At 56.6% G+C, this 17478-nt stretch carries 13 protein-coding genes; 4 read left to right on the top strand and 9 right to left on the bottom strand.

Annotated elements, in window-relative coordinates; all coding sequences use genetic code 11:
* The first annotated feature begins 74 nt into the window (after nucleotides 1-74).
* Both DFK18_RS10395 and DFK18_RS10390 read left to right on the top strand, forming a co-directional pair.
* The gene (locus tag DFK18_RS10395) at nucleotides 75-437 is read left to right on the top strand and encodes a hypothetical protein (RefSeq protein WP_162299762.1); all 363 of its coding nucleotides are present in this window, start codon (nucleotides 75-77) and stop codon (nucleotides 435-437) included.
* Between the two features lie 67 nt (nucleotides 438-504).
* Entirely contained in the window at nucleotides 505-987 is a 483-nt protein-coding gene (locus tag DFK18_RS10390; RefSeq protein ID WP_114418193.1) for a hypothetical protein, read from the top strand.
* Here the strand turns inward: DFK18_RS10390 and DFK18_RS10385 are convergent.
* From DFK18_RS10385 to DFK18_RS10375, 3 genes are read right to left on the bottom strand one after another with little or no spacing between them, the layout of a single operon-like run.
* The gene (locus tag DFK18_RS10385; protein ID WP_114418192.1) at nucleotides 984-1415 is read right to left on the bottom strand and encodes a secondary thiamine-phosphate synthase enzyme YjbQ; all 432 of its coding nucleotides are present in this window, start codon (nucleotides 1413-1415) and stop codon (nucleotides 984-986) included. The genes DFK18_RS10390 and DFK18_RS10385 overlap by 4 nt on opposite strands.
* A 13-nt stretch (nucleotides 1416-1428) precedes the next feature.
* On the bottom strand, nucleotides 1429-2961 hold the full coding sequence (gene norR, locus DFK18_RS10380; RefSeq protein WP_114418191.1) for a nitric oxide reductase transcriptional regulator NorR: 1533 nt from the start codon (nucleotides 2959-2961) through the stop codon (nucleotides 1429-1431).
* A 57-nt stretch (nucleotides 2962-3018) separates the two neighbouring features.
* A complete protein-coding gene (locus tag DFK18_RS10375) occupies nucleotides 3019-3393 on the bottom strand; it encodes a SirB2 family protein (protein ID WP_114418190.1) in 375 nt (124 codons plus the stop codon).
* A 201-nt stretch (nucleotides 3394-3594) separates the two neighbouring features.
* Between DFK18_RS10375 and DFK18_RS10370 the strand changes: the two genes are divergently transcribed.
* A complete protein-coding gene (locus tag DFK18_RS10370; protein WP_114418189.1) occupies nucleotides 3595-5850 on the top strand; it encodes a nitric-oxide reductase large subunit in 2256 nt (751 codons plus the stop codon).
* 3 nt (nucleotides 5851-5853) lie between these two features.
* On the opposite strand, the gene DFK18_RS10365 is transcribed toward DFK18_RS10370, so the two are convergent.
* Genes DFK18_RS10365 through DFK18_RS10340 form a run of 6 tightly spaced genes read right to left on the bottom strand, consistent with a single transcriptional unit; the run spans nucleotide 5854 to nucleotide 12275 of the window.
* A complete protein-coding gene (locus tag DFK18_RS10365; RefSeq protein WP_114418188.1) occupies nucleotides 5854-7362 on the bottom strand; it encodes a BatD family protein in 1509 nt (502 codons plus the stop codon).
* Nucleotides 7359-8987, bottom strand: a complete 1629-nt coding sequence (locus DFK18_RS10360; RefSeq protein ID WP_114418187.1) for a hypothetical protein — start codon at nucleotides 8985-8987, stop codon at nucleotides 7359-7361. The genes DFK18_RS10365 and DFK18_RS10360 overlap by 4 nt, the downstream gene beginning before the upstream one ends.
* Nucleotides 8980-9906 (bottom strand): vWA domain-containing protein, encoded by a 927-nt coding sequence (locus tag DFK18_RS10355; RefSeq protein WP_114418186.1) that lies wholly within the window; start codon nucleotides 9904-9906, stop codon nucleotides 8980-8982. The genes DFK18_RS10360 and DFK18_RS10355 overlap by 8 nt, the downstream gene beginning before the upstream one ends.
* Nucleotides 9885-10370, bottom strand: a complete 486-nt coding sequence (locus tag DFK18_RS10350; RefSeq protein ID WP_114418185.1) for a DUF4381 domain-containing protein — start codon at nucleotides 10368-10370, stop codon at nucleotides 9885-9887. Before DFK18_RS10350 ends, DFK18_RS10355 begins: the two co-directional genes overlap by 22 nt.
* A gap of 28 nt (nucleotides 10371-10398) precedes the next feature.
* The gene (locus tag DFK18_RS10345) at nucleotides 10399-11316 is read right to left on the bottom strand and encodes a DUF58 domain-containing protein (RefSeq protein WP_114418184.1); all 918 of its coding nucleotides are present in this window, start codon (nucleotides 11314-11316) and stop codon (nucleotides 10399-10401) included.
* On the bottom strand, nucleotides 11313-12275 hold the full coding sequence (locus DFK18_RS10340) for an AAA family ATPase (RefSeq protein ID WP_114418183.1): 963 nt from the start codon (nucleotides 12273-12275) through the stop codon (nucleotides 11313-11315). Before DFK18_RS10340 ends, DFK18_RS10345 begins: the two co-directional genes overlap by 4 nt.
* 345 nt (nucleotides 12276-12620) lie before the next feature.
* On the opposite strand from DFK18_RS10340, the gene DFK18_RS10335 reads away from it, so the two are divergent.
* On the top strand, nucleotides 12621-17471 hold the full coding sequence (locus DFK18_RS10335) for an NAD-glutamate dehydrogenase (protein ID WP_114418182.1): 4851 nt from the start codon (nucleotides 12621-12623) through the stop codon (nucleotides 17469-17471).
* Nucleotides 17472-17478 lie beyond the last annotated feature (7 nt).

The raw sequence follows: 17478 nt of genomic DNA, 5'->3' as shown, positions 1-17478 counted from the left end.
CACCAGGCTGGCTGCTTCCTGCTTGAACTCAGGAGTAAAGGAACGTCGTTTTCTGGTCATCAGACACCTCGTTTATGGTGGTGATCTTACCACCTACGCTGGTGTCCAGAATCATTGAACCACTACACATCACGTTAATCAGAGGCTCCCTAGAAGAAGAACAACTTCTCATTTTTCGAAGCATTCATCAGCAAAGTCTGGCACTCAATATTCCCTATCTGGTTGTTGGAGCAACAGCCCGCGACCTGATTCTAGTGAAAGCCTTTGGGGTTCACTTGCAACGAGCAACTCAGGATATAGATTTTGCAATCAAAGTTGCCAACTGGGATGCGTTTGAAAATCTGAAAAGTGCCCTGCTTGAATCCGGCTTCCAGAAAGATAGACGACGCCCTCACCGACTTAATCGCGTATTCGGTATACCATCCCTGGGAGGTTGATATTCTTCCTTTTGGAGAGGTGGCACCTAACGATCTACTCAGTTGGCCACCGGACCATACAACAAGAATGAGCTTGCTGGGTTTCAAGGAGGCCCACAAGGGTGCCTGGCAAGTTCAAATCCACGAAGATCCCTCACTGGTTTTACCCGTGGCCTCTCCCGTTGGCATGGTACTTCTGAAACTTATTTCCTGGCTGGATCGTCCGGTTGAAATACGAGCCAAAGATGCCAGCGACCTTCACTATCTGATCTACAGTTATGCAAAAATCCCTCTTGTTCAGGAGCAACTTTTTGAAGAAGGCCAGATGGAAGCTCAGGGCTGGGATATGGAATTGGCTGCTGCCATGAAGCTGGGTGAAGAAATGGCCAACCTGCTTGAATCCGGGACACGAGAACACCTATTCGATCATTATCTCCGAAATACAAAAAACAGGGATCGCTTGGCTAATGAAATGGCCCGTTTCACCCAGGCAACACAAAAGGAAAGCAATCATTGGCTGGATGTATTGCTAACCTCAGCCTTACAACCTCCCTCAGGAAAAGCTGGCTAAAACCTTTCTCCCTGTAGGGTAACCACCAAACGTCGACTGCCGCCATGATTGCGATGTTCGCACAGGTAGATGCCCTGCCAAGTGCCTAGGTTGAGATTACCCCCGGTTACCGGCAGGGTCAGGGAAGGACTTAACAGGCTGGATTTAAAATGGGCAGGCAGGTCATCGCTGCCTTCGTAGGTGTGTTCATAACCCGGCTGGTTTTCCGGGATCAAGCGATTGAAGAAGACTTCAAAATCCCGGCGCACCGCCGGGTCGGCATTTTCATTCACCGTCAGTGAGGCCGAGGTGTGCTGCAAAAACAGGTGCAGCAACCCGGTTTGGATGGATCGAATTTCCGGCACCTGTTGCAGCAGCTCCCCGGTAATCAGGTGAAAGCCGCGCTTTTTGGGTGCTAGTTGCAGGGTTGTCTGATACCAGCTGCTCATAAAGCCTCTCCCCCTATTTCAGATTTAAACGCTTGGCCAGTTTGTGCAGGTTGCTGGAATCCACTTGCAGTAGACGCGCCGCCTCGGCCCAGGAGCCTTGCGCAGTATCCAGCGCTTCCTGGATGGCCTGCCGCTGGCAGATCTCCAGTTGCTGCTTCATGGGCAAAAGCGACTTGCTGGATGCAGGCGTTTCCTGTTGATCTTTAATGGCAAGCCGCGAATCTAGGTTGAGATCCAGCTCTTCGGGTTCCAGGGTAATCCAGCTGCTGCCGGTAGTATTTTGGCGGGCCAGGGTCTTTAAGGCGGCGCGACTGATGACATGCTCCAGTTCGCGCACATTGCCCGGCCAGGGGTAGTGCAGCAAAGCGGCTTCTGCGGCAGCGGAAAGGCGTAGACAGCGCAAACCCAATCGCCGTGCATTGAGTTCCAGAAAATGGCCAGCTAGCAGGAGGATATCCTCGGTTCTTTCCCGCAAGGGTGGTAGGGGCACCGGATAAACCGACAGGCGATGATAGAGATCAGCACGAAAATCGCCTTTTTTGACAGCTTCCTGAAGATGACGGTTGGTGGCGGCAATAATGCGTACATCGACTTGGCGGGTGGTATCCGAACCCAGGCGCTGTATCTCGCCACTTTGCAGAACTCGTAACAGCTTGGCCTGAATGGTCAGGGGCAGTTCACCCACTTCATCCAGAAACAGGGTGCCGCCGTGGGCTGATTCAAACTTGCCGGGTCTATCCTGGCTGGCCCCGGAAAAAGCGCCCTTGGCATGACCAAAGAGCTCACTTTCGGCCAGGGTTTCCGGCAGGGCCGCGCAGTTGATATGCAGCATCGGCTGCTCGGCGCGTTGTGAATGCTGATGCACAAAACGGGCGAACAGCTCTTTGCCCACACCGGTTTCCCCCAGCAGCAGCAAGGGCAGATCCGACTGGGCGACGACATCCAATTCCTGCAGCAGGCTGGTGACCAAGGGGCTTTGGGCGATAATCTCCGAGCTGCCGCTAACTGCCGAGGCCATAAAGGTATCATTCTGGCGGGAAAGACTGCGCAGCCCCAGGCGCTCCTGCTCCAATTGCGTTACTCGAATCAGGGCTTCGATCAGAAGCGTGGCTTCATGCAGATTGTTTTTGGCGGCAAGATCAAAAGTACCGGCATCCAGGGAGTCCAGTGTCAGCACGCCCCACTGGCGACCATCCAGATAGAGACTCACGCCCATGCAATCATGTACCGGCAGGGGCTGACCTTCCAGAGAATCCAGCAGCCCATCGTAGGGATCGGGAACCTCGCTCTTGGGATCAAAGATAATCGGTTCGCGGCTGCTCAGCAGGGTTGCCAGACGTGGATGCTGGGCAATGCGAAAGCGTCGCCCCAGGGTTTCCTTGACCAGCCCTTCCACAGCCAGAGGACGCAGAACTTCTTCCTCCTTTTTCAGCAGAGCGACAGCTCCGCACTGAAATTCCTGTTTAAGCCACTGCAGCAGGCGTTGAAAACGCACGGCTGGCGTCAGTTCGGTGGTCAGGTCTGCCAGCAAGAGGGAAGAGAGCATAGACTATCCGGTCATTCAGGGTTAAAAAAACCACATCAAACAGGGTTGATTCTACCCTTAAAAAACGGGCTTGTGGATAGCCAGAAAAAAGATGCCCGCTAACTGGGCCAGAGCCAAGAGAGCACCCAGCAGTCGCCAGGGCTTAGCCAGCCCCTGACGCAGGGCCACCCAGCCTGCCAGGATATAGCCGACTAGCAATACCAGTTTGAAGGTAAGCCAGGCATGCACACCCGGCATCCAGCCGCTTAGGGCCAAGAGCAAAAGTGCAGCCACCAGCAACAGGCTGTCATTGATATGGGGTAACCAGCGCAAGGGGGTGAGTCGCCAACCTGTCTTGCCCAGGGCATCCAGACTCACTCGCAATAGAAATAAACCTGCCGTCAGATAGGCTGCTGTCATATGCAGGTGTTTAATCAGTACATAGGCTTCCATCGGCTCTTTTCCTCAAGTTTTCAGCTTCTGATCAGGGTTATTTTCACCCTTGGGGTTAATTTGACCCTCTTATTACTGGGTAACATTAACCCTCAATCCTATTAAAACCATTACTTTCAATCACTTACAACTTGGCAAGCGATTTGCTTTGGGAGAGGTGCAGTTTTCATACCGTCCCTATTGAAGCCAAGGAGATCGTTCATGGCCCAATACAAGAAGCTCTGGTGGCTGTTGATTGGTATTCTACTCGTCACCTTTGCATTACTCGGCTTTTTTGGCCGAGAAGTTTACCGCAAGGCACCGCCCTTGCCGGAAGAAGTGGTTACTCCCCAGGCGGGCACCATCATGACCCGGGATTCCATCCTTGAAGGCCAGACTGCCTGGCAGTCGATTGGTGGGATGCAACTGGGCTCGATTTGGGGTCATGGTGCCTACCAGGCGCCGGACTGGACTGCCGACTGGCTACACCGGGAGCTCCTGGCCTGGCTGGATCTGGCGGCCCAGGATGAATACGGTCGTCACTATGCGGAGCTGAGTAAGCGTCAGCAAAATAGCCTGGAGTACGACCTCAAGGAAGCTTATCGAACCAATACCTATGATGCCGAAACCTCGACCCTGAGACTGACGGAACGGCGTTATCAGGCGATTCAAGAAACGGCCGATTATTACATGCGGCTGTTCGGGGATGCCCCCGAGTTGGCTTCCACCCGGGCCAACTATGCCATGAAAAATTTGACGCTGCCGTCGGAAACGCGGCGTGAAGCCATGACGGAATTTTTCTTCTGGACGGCCTGGGCAGCAGCAACCAACCGCCCCGACAGTGATGTGACCTACACCAATAACTGGCCGCATGAGCCTTTGATTGATAACCAGCCCACCGCTGAAAACCTGATCTGGTCGATTATCAGTATTGTGCTGCTGATTGCTGGGGTGGGTTTTCTCATCTGGGGCTGGGCCTTTTTGCGCAAAAAAGAGGAAGACGAACCCCAAACCCCGAATCAGGACCCTTTAAGCCTGGTGCAATTAACCCCTTCGCAAAAAGCCCTGGGTAAGTATTTGCTGGTGGTGGTGGCTCTATTTACCCTACAGGTTTTATTGGGCGGTTTTACTGCGCACTATACCGTGGAAGGCGGAGGTTTTTACGGCCTGAACACGAGCGAATGGTTCCCCTATTCCCTGGTCAGAACCTGGCATCTTCAAGCGGCCATGTTCTGGATAGCCACGGCCTTTCTGGCGGCGGGTCTCTTTTTGGCACCCATCATTAATGGCGGCAAAGACCCCAAATTCCAAAAACTGGGGGTTGATCTGCTCTTCTGGGCCCTGGTCGCAGTCACGGCAGGCACCTTTATCGGCAACTGGCTGGCCATCGCCCAGAAACTGCCCCCGGAACTGAGTTTCTGGTTGGGCCATCAGGGTTATGAGTACCTGGATCTGGGGCGCTTCTGGCAAATCCTCAAGTTTGTCGGCATTCTATTCTGGCTGGTATTGATGCTCAGGGGCATGCTGCCTGCCTTCAAGGCCGAGGGTGACAAGAACCTGCTGGCTCTTTTCGTGGCCTCGGTATTGGCGGTGGGTCTTTTCTATGGGGCCGGTCTTTTCTATGGCGAGCGCAGCCATCTATCGGTGATGGAATACTGGCGCTGGTGGGTGGTTCACCTCTGGGTCGAGGGCTTTTTTGAAGTCTTTGCTACCGTCTCCCTGGCCTTTATTTTCTACAACCTGGGGCTGGTTAATCGCATTACAGCCACGGCTGCCAGTCTGGCTTCAACCTGCCTGTTTCTAATCGGCGGGATTCCCGGCACCTTCCACCATCTGTATTTTGCGGGCACCACGACGCCAGTTATGGCGGTGGGCGCGACCTTCAGTGCCCTGGAGGTGGTTCCACTGGTGGTATTGGGTTATGAGGCCTGGCATAACTGGCGTCTGCAAGAAAAAGCAGCCTGGATGCAGCGTTTGAAATGGCCCCTGCTGTTTTTCGTGGCCGTTGCCTTCTGGAATCTGTTGGGTGCCGGGGTCTTTGGTTTTATGATCAATCCGCCCATCGCCCTATATTATATCCAGGGTCTGAACACCACGCCTACGCATGCGCATGCTGCACTCTTTGGGGTTTACGGTTTCCTGGCGCTGGGCTTCTGCCTGCTTTTGCTGCGCTATCTGCGGCCGAATCTCCAGTTCAGCGAGCGCCTGATGAAAACCGCCTTCTGGTGGCTGAACATCGGTCTTTTACTGATGCTCTTTACCAGTCTTTTGCCCATTGGCTTTATCCAGTTTTATGCCAGTGCCAGCGAAGGTCTCTGGTATGCACGCAGTGAAGCCTTTATGCAGCAGGATCTTCTGCATGCCTTGCGCTGGATACGCACCTTTGGTGATGTGATCTTTATTGTGGGGGCGTTGGCCGTGACCTGGCAGGTGGTCAAGGGCGTACTCACTCCCAAAATCAAAAAGCTCGATATCTGATTTTCAGGGATTCAGGGGCGGCAGGGCCGCCCCTTTTTTGTTTTTCTTCTTTCCTGCCAAGAGGTATTGCTGCAAGGCTTTGCGACTCATGGCTTTACCGGCTGCGGCCTGAACCATCAGAGGCTCCAGTTCTTTTTGCAGCCCCCAACTCTGGGCTAAATCCAAAAGCTCGGCGTGGGACCAGGTATCCGGCCCCTGGTGCAGGTAGCGCTTCAAGCGGGCCCGATTCGTCTGGCGGTAAGCCAGCACTGCAGCTGCCAGGATCAGCGCCAGAACCCCCACCCAGACCAGCGCCAATGCCAGACGCCACCAGAAAGAGGCAGAGGACACCTGCTCACCGGAGCCGGTAATAGGGGCAGCTACCTCTGACGGATTAAGTGCAGCCTCTACCCGCAGCGGGGGCAAGTCCACCCGCAGGGTTTCACGCTGGTGCCTGCGGGTATTCCACCAGTCCACCTCCAGGGGCGGCAGCTGGAAATCACCGGCCTGGGCCGGATAGATCAGGAGTTTTTGCAGGAGTTCACCTTCCAGCTGGCCGTGAAGAACACGATCCTTGCGTTCTTCTGACAGGCGCTCGACCTGAAAATCGGGCCTGCTGGGTGGTTGAAACAGGGGCAGACTGCGTGACTGCTGACCTGTAGCCAGCAAACGCACTTCCAGCTCCAACGGCTGGCCCACGCGGGGCACACCGGGAAGATCCGACCAGCGGGCGCTGACACTCACTTCCTCGGCAGGCAACCAGGTTTTCCTATCCGGCCAGCTGGTTGGCAATGGCAGTACCTCCAACTCCAGCGATGAAGTCTGGGCTTCATAGAGCTGGCCGCCACTCTGACCGGCCCGATTAAGCCGAGTGCTGAAATAGCGCGGCTGGATGCGTGCAGGGGCTTCACGGATTTGCACGATTTCCTGCCAGCGGGCTTCCTGCCAATGCAGGCCCCTGTCGCGATAGCCTTCTTCCTTGCCTTCGCCCAGACTGCGCGAATGACCACCCTCGACTTCCAGCTGACTCAGGCGTGGATTACTGGGATAGCCCTGGTAGCGAATCACCAGTTCATACAAAAGGCTTTGTCCCGGATAGACCTGCTGACTGGTGATGCTGTGGCTGATTTGTAGCGGGTCCAACGGTGGTTGTGCAGCCGTTCGGGGTGGGCGACGGGCCTGGATTTTCAGTCGCAACAGCTGGGCTTCCTGCCCCTGGACACTCAAGGGAGGTAACTGCAGGGTGCGGCTGATGCTATCCGGCTGCTGGTGTTCCCAGGTCAGTAACCAGCGGTGCTGATAGTCACCCCGTGGCAGCTGTTGTACCTGATGATGACGATCCACCAGCAAAAGATGGGCATCCCAGCTGGAGGGCCATTCCAGCTCCGGCTCTTCAGCCTGACTACTACGGGTTTCCACCAGCATATCCAGCCGTCCGCCAGCTTCAATCTGCGGCTGACTCAGGGTCATGATCACCGCCTGCGCCAGAGGGGTGATTAAAAGCAGTAACACGATCAGCAGCCATCGGATCATCGTTGCTGCTCCTGCAATTCATCCCGAAAACGGTTTCGCAGCAATTGCCAGGGGTCTTCTTCCAACTGATCCAGGGTTTGCTGCTGGGCTTCATTCAAGGGCAGGCAGTTGTCGCAATTTTGCTGATAACGAGGCTTCCAGCTGTTGGCCGTGGCCTGGTTCTGCTGTTCAGTCGCAGACGAGGCATCACGGTTTTCCTCCTCTTGCTGCTCCTCACTCTCCCCCGAGGAAGAGGAATCCTCACCGCCCTGACAGCCAGCAGCGGCTTCCTGGGGGGATGCGGGCAAGGGTCGCCCCTGCAATAGCTGTTCCGCCAGATAGGCATTGATACAGGCTTTCTCGCGTTCAGCATCCTGCTGTAATACCTCCTGTAGTAAATCCAGGGAGGCTTGAAACTCCCCGGCAAACAGCAAAGCCGTACCAGCGTTGAACATTAAATCCAGCCGGTCTCTGGAGTTTTCAGGCGGATTTTCCAGGGCCTGCTGATAGGCTTGGGCCGCTCGGGCATAGTCACCCATTTGAAACCAGGCCTGAGCTTTTAAATAGGCCAGATCGGTGAGTTCCAGGGCTGCTTCAGCGCGGCCTTCCTGCACGGCTTTCCAGGCCAGGTAGTCATCTCCCTGCCAGTCAAACGCCTGCGCCGGAGTTGTCAGCAAGAGGTTGCTGCCCAGACCCACCAGCAGCAAGATAGCCGAAGTCTTGTTTCGGGAAGGCCAGGGTTGACCCAGGTACTGCCACAAGAGCAGCAGAAGTGCAGGCAGTAGCAAACCGTGACCCAATTCCTGGAACAGGCGTTGATCGGTGGCTTCGTCAAGATCGGCGACGCCCTCGGGCCGGTTGAGTCGGATCAGATAAGAGCGGGCCTGGGCAGGCGTAAGCAGGGTGACATAGCTGATCTGGTTGAGGACCGCTGCTTTTTCCGGGTCCTGGTCGGGTGCAATTATCAGCAGTTCTGCCGCCTGTGGCTTGGGGTTCATCAGGGTCAGCAGCTCCACCTGCGAAGGCAGTTGCCGAGTGATCCAAATCCAGTAAAGCGGAGCCGCCGCCCCGGCGGTTGAAGCGCCCAACTGACCGGTTTCACTAGCCAGCTTGAAAGCCAGATCCGGGCGGTTGCCAGCCAGTGGCATCACCGAAGGGTGAGCCAGACTCAAGAGTTGACGCAGGTTACGGGCATCACGGGTCATGGGGCTGGCCAGATGAGCACTACCGGCGTAGAAAATCAGTGCGGTCTGCCCCTGTTTACGTGCATTCAGAAAAGGCACCAGCAGTTGTTGGCCTTCTTCCAGAAGTTCCAGGCTGGCCGTCTGACCGGGTTCGGGCGGCGACAACTGCTGGATGATTACCACTTCCTGACGTTGGCGTTGCAATTCATCCATGGGCAGGGAATAGCCGATGCCAGCCAGATAGAGGCTCAGCAATACGGTAACCAGGGCAGCCACCAGCCAGGTATCCAGCCGGGGTCGGGGATTGCTGGTTTGCGAGCCTGCCAGCAGACGCTCGGCCAGACCCGGGGCCAGCCAGCTTTCCCAGGAGACCGGCCGCCAGCGCTCAAAAGCCAGCTTGATCAACGAATAGATCAACGGGGCCAGCAGCAATAACCAGGGGCGGGCCATAAACTCAAACATACCAACGCCTCCTCAGGGAGTCGCGCAGCAGCCAGCCGCTGCCCAGCAACCCGATTAGTACCAACCAGGGCCCCAGCGGAATTGCCGGACTGAAACGGCGGATCACCGTGGCCGGCTCCAATTCATCCAGGTGCTGGTAGACTTCGGCCAGCTCGCGTCGGCTGAAAGCGGAAAAAACTTCACCGCCGGTGGAATGCACACTTTCGGTGAGACTGGCTTCGGGATTCAGGGAGACCACCACCAGATGAGTTCTGACACCGGCGGCAGAAGCCATTTGCAGTGCTTCGGGTGGGCTCAGCAAACCGGCATTGTTGGCCCCGTCAGTCAATAAGAGGATGGCGGGTTCACCCTGACTTTCCTCCAGTGCTTGCAGGCTGACCCCCAGGGCATCGCCGATGGCGGTCCCCTGTCCGGCCATATTGGGCCTCAGGGTATCCAGCTGTTGCAGCAGGAGTTGGTGATCGCGTGTTTTGGGTACGTAAAGGTAGGCCTGGGCACCGAAAACCACCAGCCCCAGCTCATCCTGGCTGCGCTGGCGAACAAAATCCTCGACCACGCTTTTGACCTGATCCAGGCGGGTACGCCCATCCAGGATCTCTTGCATGCTGCCGGATACATCCACGGCCAACATCAATTCACGACTTTGCTGCGGAAATTCTATTTCCTGCCCCTGCCATTCCGGACGCGCCAAGGCCAACACCAGCAGTAGCCAGAGGCCATACCAGGGCGACAGGCGTGTACGCCAGGATTGCCAGGACAGAGAGGAAGGGGTCGTAAGGGGTTGGCCGGGCAGTTTCAGGGCCGCTGCAGAACGGGTCTTTAGCCCCAGGTAGGCCAGCAGCCGCTGGCTGATCCAAGGCAGAAAAGCCAGCAGCAGGGCCCAGGGCCAGGCCAGGATCAGGTTTGCCGACGTATCCATGCCCGCACCAGCAGTTGCAGGCTGTCAGCATCAAAGCTGTCCGGTTCAGCCTGATAGGCACCCCAGGCGAGAACCTTGCCACTGCCTTCACGAAAACCCGGGTCCTTGCCTTTTTTGCGACCCCGGCTCCAATCCAGAAAATCCAGCCAGTCTTCCCCGGTCAGGGCAGCCACCTTTTCGCGGCGGAAATTACGTACGGCAATACGTCTGAGCAGCAAATTAAGTTCATACAGATAGCGCTGAGGGTCCTCGCTAGCCTGGTAACGCTCGTGGATGGCTTCAAGTTCACGATAAGCATAACGACGCGTACGGGTGCGCTTGTACCAGCGCCACCAGAAAAGGCACAGCAGCAGGAACAGCAGACCACCAAGCAGCCACCAGACCCAGGGTTGGGGTGGCCATTGCTCGGGTGCATAGGGAGGAATCAGAGGTGCTGCCAGTTGTTTGAGTTCTTCTAGATTCATAATTTACTTTCAGTTCCAGCCGGGGTGGCTATCTTACCTTGTTTGCAGAAAGTTTCCTGTTGTATCCGGGTAACAACAGCTCGGGCAGCTGCTGCTCCTGACGGGTCGAAATTTCCAGAAAACGCCCCTGGCGTCCCAGTGCCTGGCGTAGTCGGGCTTGCTGCTCCCTGAAGATCTGAGGCCAGGCTTCCCTGATGCTGGCATCCAGAGGTTGCTGCTCCCCTTCAATCTCGACCGCTGCATCCAGATCCGGCAATTGCTGGTCGAGCGGATCGGTCAGTTGAATCACCAGAAGGGCATGGCGACGCGCCAGCTGCTGCAGGAGACGGGTATCCCGGCAGTTGCGAAAGTCGCTGAGAATAATGACCAGACTGGAAGCTGGCAAGCGTTGCATGAATCCCTTGAGGGCACGATCCAACTGGCCGGGGGGTAAAGCCTGCAGGGAGCCCAACTGCTGATTGCATTCCGTCAGGCGTTTAAGCCAACGTAAATAGGCAGCCGATCCGGCCCGGGGACTCTGCCAGTAGCTACCCTGATCGGTTTCTATCCAGCCGCCGACTTTTTCCTTGTCGCCCACGGCGGTCCAGCCGAGCAGGGCCGCCAGCCTAGCGGCAATAACCGCCTTGCTGGCCAGGGAGCCGAATTGCAATTGCGAGGTTTGATCCACAAACAGGGCCACCGGTCGCTGGTGCTCATCGGCAAATACGCGGGTGTAGGCCTGCCCTCGTCGCGCCGTGACCTTCCAATCCAGGTAGCGGGGATCATCGCCCGGCTGATAATTGCGCACTTCGTGAAATTCCAGCCCACGCCCGGCTTGGTTAATGACACGCCCTTCAGCAGCAGGCACCCGCCCCTTGAGCAGATGCTGCAAACTCATGGCTGCGGCCGGAGCCTGCAACCCCCGGAGTTCACGCAGGCTGACGCTCAGAGCGGCGGGCTGCCTCATGCCACGGCAACCAGACTCAGAAGACGCTGGATAATGGCATCACGACTGATGCCATCCGCCTGGGCTTCAAAACTCAAAAGCAGGCGATGGCGCAGAATATCCGGAGCCAATTCCTGAATATCTTCGGGCAGGACTTCAGCACGCCCCTTGAGCCAGGCCAGGGCCCGGGAACAGCGATCCAAAGCCAGACTGGCGCGCGGACCGGCACCCAGCTCCAGCCAGGCATCCAGTTGAGCATCATAGAGACCGGGACGGCGGGTTGCCTGAACCAGATCCACCAGATATCTTTCCAGAGGCTCGGCCAGATAGACATTTTGCACTTCCCGCCGAGCCGTCAGGACACTCTCGCGGGTCAAGGGTCCGGCAACGGGTTCATCGCTGGTCTCGACCAGCTCTTCACGCACCAGACGCAGAATTGCCAGCTCCTCCTCGGTGGAGGGATAGCTGACCCAGGTGTGCATGAGAAAACGGTCCAGTTGCGCTTCGGGCAGTGGGTAGGTGCCTTCCTGCTCCAGAGGGTTCTGGGTGGCCATCACCAGGAAAACAGCATCCAGCGAGCGGGTTTCATCACCCAGGCTGATCTGGCGTTCGGACATGGCTTCCAAAAGGGCGGACTGCACCTTGGCCGGTGCCCGGTTGATTTCATCCGCCAGCACGAACTGGTTGAACAGCGGGCCGGGATGAAAATTGAATTCGCCGGTCTGGGGCCGGAAGATCTCCGTCCCGGTCAGGTCGGCCGGTAGCAGATCCGGTGTAAACTGGATGCGCTGGAAGCTGACTTCCAGTTGCTGCGCCAGCTGCTGGATGGCCCGGGTCTTGGCCAGGCCGGGGGCACCTTCGACCAGTAGATGACCATCAGCGAGTAAAGCCAGCAACAAACGTTGCACCAGGGCCTGCTGACCGATTACTTTATCATTGAGCTGTTGTTGTAACTGGGAAAAACGGGCATGGACACTCATCGTCTCTGGTCTATCCTGTGTTTAAAAGCCTTGTATCAGGAGCAGCAGTCAGGTCGCCGGTTTCTGGCAGTCATCAAGCCCACCCCGGCAGGCCTAGATCAAGGTTTTAAGGAACATCTGATCAACCCGCTGAGCAACCCTTGTGGCTCAGAAAAGACTGCAAATCAGGGGGTAAACAGTTGTTTCTCAAGCTCTTCCCTAAACAGCATCCTCCATGCAAAGAGAGCATGAGCACTTGCTCGGAAAGGCAATAAGCGTTTTGATGGATACAGCATAACACGGCAGTTGTTTATTCGGCTTCCCCGAACAAACAGGGCCACCAAGAACAAAGAGGATTGAGTCACCATGCAAAAAATGCAAACCGCCCTATTGGAATTGATCGGTACGCTCAGGGAACCCTTGTCTCGCCACCTGCCGGAAGCCACCTGTGATCAGGTGATGGATTTTGCCCAGCAGCTTTATGAAACCGCTGCAGTGGATGAACTTTCTCTCTGGCCGGATGAAACCTTCTACGGCACCACGGTTTCCCTGTGGAATTTTTTGCAGGAATACACCCGCCCCCGCCAGGGCCAACTGACGGAACCCAAGTTGCGGATTTTCAATCCCGATTTTGAAAAGGATGGCTGGCAATCCTCGCATACCCTGATCCAGGTACTTAACCCCAATATGCCGTTTCTGGTCGACTCCATGCGCATGGAGTTGAACCACCGTAATCTGACCCTGCACACGATTCACAATGCCATCCTCAATAGCGAGCGCAGCGCCAAGGGAGAGCTCAAACAACTCCTGCCTGCCGATGACAGCAAGGGTCATGAGGAATCCCTGATCTTGATTGAAATCGATCGCTTGAGCGACGATGAAATCGAGGGTCTGCACACCACCCTTTTGGATATTCTGGCCGAGGTCAGAACGGCTGTGGGTGATTTTGATGCCATGCGTGACCAGGCTCTGGCTGCCGGCAAGCAGCTCCGTGATAAGAAAGTGCAAAAGCTGCTGGGCAAGAAACTGGAGCCGGAAAACATTGAAGAGGCCGCCGAGTTCCTGGAATGGCTGACCGATGACCACTTTACCTTTCTCGGCTTTGAAAAATACGAACTCCAGGACAAGGACGGCGAACGCCAGCTCTGCCGGGTTGAAGATGAAAGCCTGGGCCTGCTCAACTATAAGGTCAGAAAAAACTGCTTTCCCGAATCCAGTCTCAACGAAAACCCCTTTGTTCTCATCCCTGATCTGCTGAGTTTTGCCAAGGCCCCGCATAAATCCCGGGTCCACCGCCCTGCCCATCCCGATTTCATCAGCATCAAAACCTTTGATGAGCAGGGACAGGTCAAGGGCGAGCTGCGCTTTATGGGGCTTTATACCTCGGCCGTTTATATTCAGACACCCCGGCATATTCCGGTCTTGCGCCAGAAGGTGGAAGCCGTGGTGCGCCGCGCCGGAATGCGCGTTAATGCCCACAATGGCCGCCAGCTGCTGCAGATTCTGGACGTCTACCCGCGTGACGACCTCTTTCAGATCGACACCGATGAACTGACCAAAACAGCCCTGGGCATCTTCAACCTGCGTGAAAGACGCAAGATCCGCGTTTTTATCCGCAAGGATACCTACGGCAAGCTCTACTCGGTGCTGGTCTACATGCCACGTGATATCTACAGTACCGACGTACGCCAGAAAACCCAGAAGGTACTCTGTGAAGCCCTGGATGCCGATTTTGTCGAGTTCACCACCTACTTCTCCGAGTCCATTCTCTGCCGCACCCAGTATATTCTGCATTTCCGCGGTGACGAGGCCACGGATTACGATCCCCGGGAAATCGAGCAGCGGGTCATTCATGTCACCCGTTCCTGGAATGATTCCCTGCATACAGCCCTGACCGAAGGCCTGGGTGAAGAAACGGCCAACCGCCTGATTCGCCTCTACAAGGATGGCTTTTCCGCGGCCTACTGCGAAGACTTCAGCCCCCGCCATGCGGTTAATGACATCCAGCATTTTGAAGGACTGGGGCCGGATAAAACCATTGCTCTGAGTCTTTATCGCACTGTTGAGGAAGCGGACCAGCTGCGCTTCAAGCTCTTCCAGAAAAGCCAGCCACTGCTGCTCTCCGATGTGCTGCCGGTTCTGGAAAACCTGGGCCTGAGAGTGCTGGGGGAAAGACCCTATGAAATCCACCGCGGCGAGGAAACCTGCTGGCTGCATGATTTCTCGCTGGAAGTGGCGGTCAAGGGACTGGAAAACCTCGATCTCACCCAGGTCAAGGACATCTTTCAGGATGCCTTCCTCAAGACCTGGCTGGGTCAGGCAGAAAGCGATGCCTTCAATCGTCTGGTGCTGTCAGCCCGCCTCAACTGGCGTGAAGTCGCCCTGCTGCGCGGTTATGCCCGCTACATGAAGCAGATCGGCTCCACCTTCTCGCAGGATTATATCGCCGCCACTCTGGTCAACCATCCACAACTGGCCTGCCAACTGGTGGAACTCTTTTCCCTGCGCTTCAACCCGGACAATCCGGCTGCCAAGGCCCGGGTCGATGAGTGCCTGCAACACCTGGACCAGGCCCTGGAAAAAGTCGCCAGCCTCAGTGAAGACCGCATCCTGCGCCGTTATGTCGAGCTGATAGAAGCGACCCTGCGCAGCAACTTCTATCAGCACACGGCCCAGGGTGAGGCCAAGGATTACATCAGCTTCAAGCTGGAGCCCAGCGCCATCAGCGATATGCCCCAGCCACGCCCACGCTTCGAGATTTTCGTTTATTCACCACGCGTGGAAGGGGTGCATCTGCGCTATGGCAAGGTGGCGCGCGGCGGCCTGCGCTGGTCCGACCGCCACGAGGACTTCCGCACCGAGGTCCTGGGTCTGGTCAAGGCCCAGCAGGTCAAGAATGCGGTGATCGTTCCTGTGGGTGCCAAGGGCGGCTTTATCTGCAAGCAGCTACCGGATGCCAGTGATCGCGAGGCCTTCCAGGCCGAGGGCATCAACTGCTACAAGACCTTTATCTCGGGTCTGCTGGACATCACCGACAACCTCAATCAGGGCGAGGTGTTGCCACCCCCACGCGTAGTGCGCCAGGACGAAGACGATACCTACCTGGTTGTCGCGGCCGATAAGGGCACGGCCACCTTCTCGGATATTGCCAACGGTATTTCTGCCGATTATGACTTCTGGCTGGGTGATGCCTTTGCCTCCGGTGGCAGTGCCGGTTACGACCACAAGAAGATGGGCATTACCGCACGCGGGGCCTGGGTCAGTGTCCAGCGCCACTTCCGCGAAATGGGCATCAATGTCCAGAAGGAAAACTTTACCGTTCTGGGCATCGGCGATATGGCCGGGGATGTCTTTGGTAACGGCATGCTCCTGTCCGAACACATCTGTCTGGTGGCCGCCTTTAACCACAAGCATATCTTTATCGACCCCAACCCGGATGCGGCTTCCACCTACCGGGAAAGAGAGCGGATGTTCCGCGAACGCTCGCCCTGGGATGATTTTGACAGCAAGCTGATTTCCGAAGGCGGGGGTGTTTTCTCGCGCGATGCCAAGAGCATCCAGATTACACCGCAGATGCAGGAGCGTTTTGGCATCCAGGCTAGCAAGATGACGCCAACCGAGCTGATCAATGCCCTCTTGCAGGCCCCGATTGATCTGGTCTGGAACGGCGGTATCGGCACCTACGTCAAGGGTCGGGATGAAACCCATGCCGAAGTGGGTGATAAGGCCAATGATGTGCTGCGCATCGATGGCCGTCAGCTGCGCTGTCGGGTCGTGGGTGAAGGCGGCAACCTGGGCTTTACCCAGAAGGGCCGCATCGAAGCTTCGCTGGCCGGGGTACGCTTTAATACCGACTTTATCGATAATGCCGGTGGGGTGAACTGTTCTGACCATGAGGTCAATATCAAGATTCTTCTGCAGCAGGTGATGCAGGCTGGTGATCTGACACGCAAGCAGCGTGATGAACTCCTGGAGCAGATGACCGAAGAAGTAGCCTCCCTGGTGCTCAAGGACAACTACACCCAGGCGCAGGCGCTGGCCATTGCCGAGCTGGATAGTCGCAACAGCCTGGGCCACTACCGCCGCCTGATCAATACGCTGGAGGAAGAAGGCAAGCTGGATCGTGAGCTGGAATTCCTGCCCAGTGATGAAGAGTTGCAGGATCGCGAAGCCGAGCATACCGGCCTGACCCGCCCCGAGCTGTCGGTACTGCTGGCCTATGCCAAGGCGGATATCAAGAATGCCGTGCTGGAATCGGAAGTCCCTGAAGACCCCTGGCTGGGTCAGGCCCTGAAAAGAGCCTTCCCCCAGGCGATTCTGGAAAACTATGCCAAGCCGCTGGAAGACCACCGCCTCAAGCGCGAGCTGATCACCACCATGCTGGTCAATGAGCTGGTCGATCACATGGGCATTGCCTTTGTGCATCGCCTCAAGGACAACGCTGCCATGAGTATTCCCGACATCGTTCGCGGCTATGCCGTGGCACGGGATGTCTTTGATCTGGCCAGCCTCTGGGGTTCCATCGAAGCTCTGGATCATCAGGTCGATCCCAGCCTGCAACTGCAGCTGATGCATGACCTGACCCGGATGATGCGTCTGGCCACTCGCTGGCTGGTACGCAACCGCTTTGCCGGTCTGACCGCGCGTGAAGCTGTGGACTATTTTGCACCCAAGGTGCAGTTGATTACCGAACAGATGGCCCAACGCCTGAGCGGTGATGAAAAACAGGCCTGGCAGATCCGCTGCGATCAGCTAATGGCCGGAGGCGTCCCCGAGGATCTGGCCAATCGTCTGGCCGGTGTCGGTCACCTCTACTCGGCACTGAATATCATTCAGGGCGAGAGAGAAACCGAGCAACCCCTGACCCAGGTCGCCGAGGCCTACTTCCTGCTGGGGCAACAATTGCTGCTGCCCTGGCTGAAACAGCAGATCGTGGACCTGCCGGTGCATGACAGCTGGGAGGCCATGGCGCGTGAAGCCTACCGGGATGAACTGGATGACCGCCATCGTCAGCTGACCATCAGTCTTCTCACTCTGGAAGGCGGAGCCAGTGATCTGGAAGCCCGTCTGGAGCAGTGGCTGCAACGCTATGCCACCCAGGTGGAACGCTGGCAAAACCTCTTGCACGAAGTGCGTGGAGGGACTAATGTTGGTTATCCCTTGTTTGCCGTGGCCATGCGCCAGCTGGCCGTTCTCAGTGTGACTGATTCGGAGTAGCTGATTT

The organism is Marinospirillum perlucidum, assembly GCF_003336805.1.
GTDB lineage: Bacteria > Pseudomonadota > Gammaproteobacteria > Pseudomonadales > Halomonadaceae > Marinospirillum > Marinospirillum perlucidum.
This window is presented reverse-complemented; position numbering and strand designations above follow the sequence as displayed.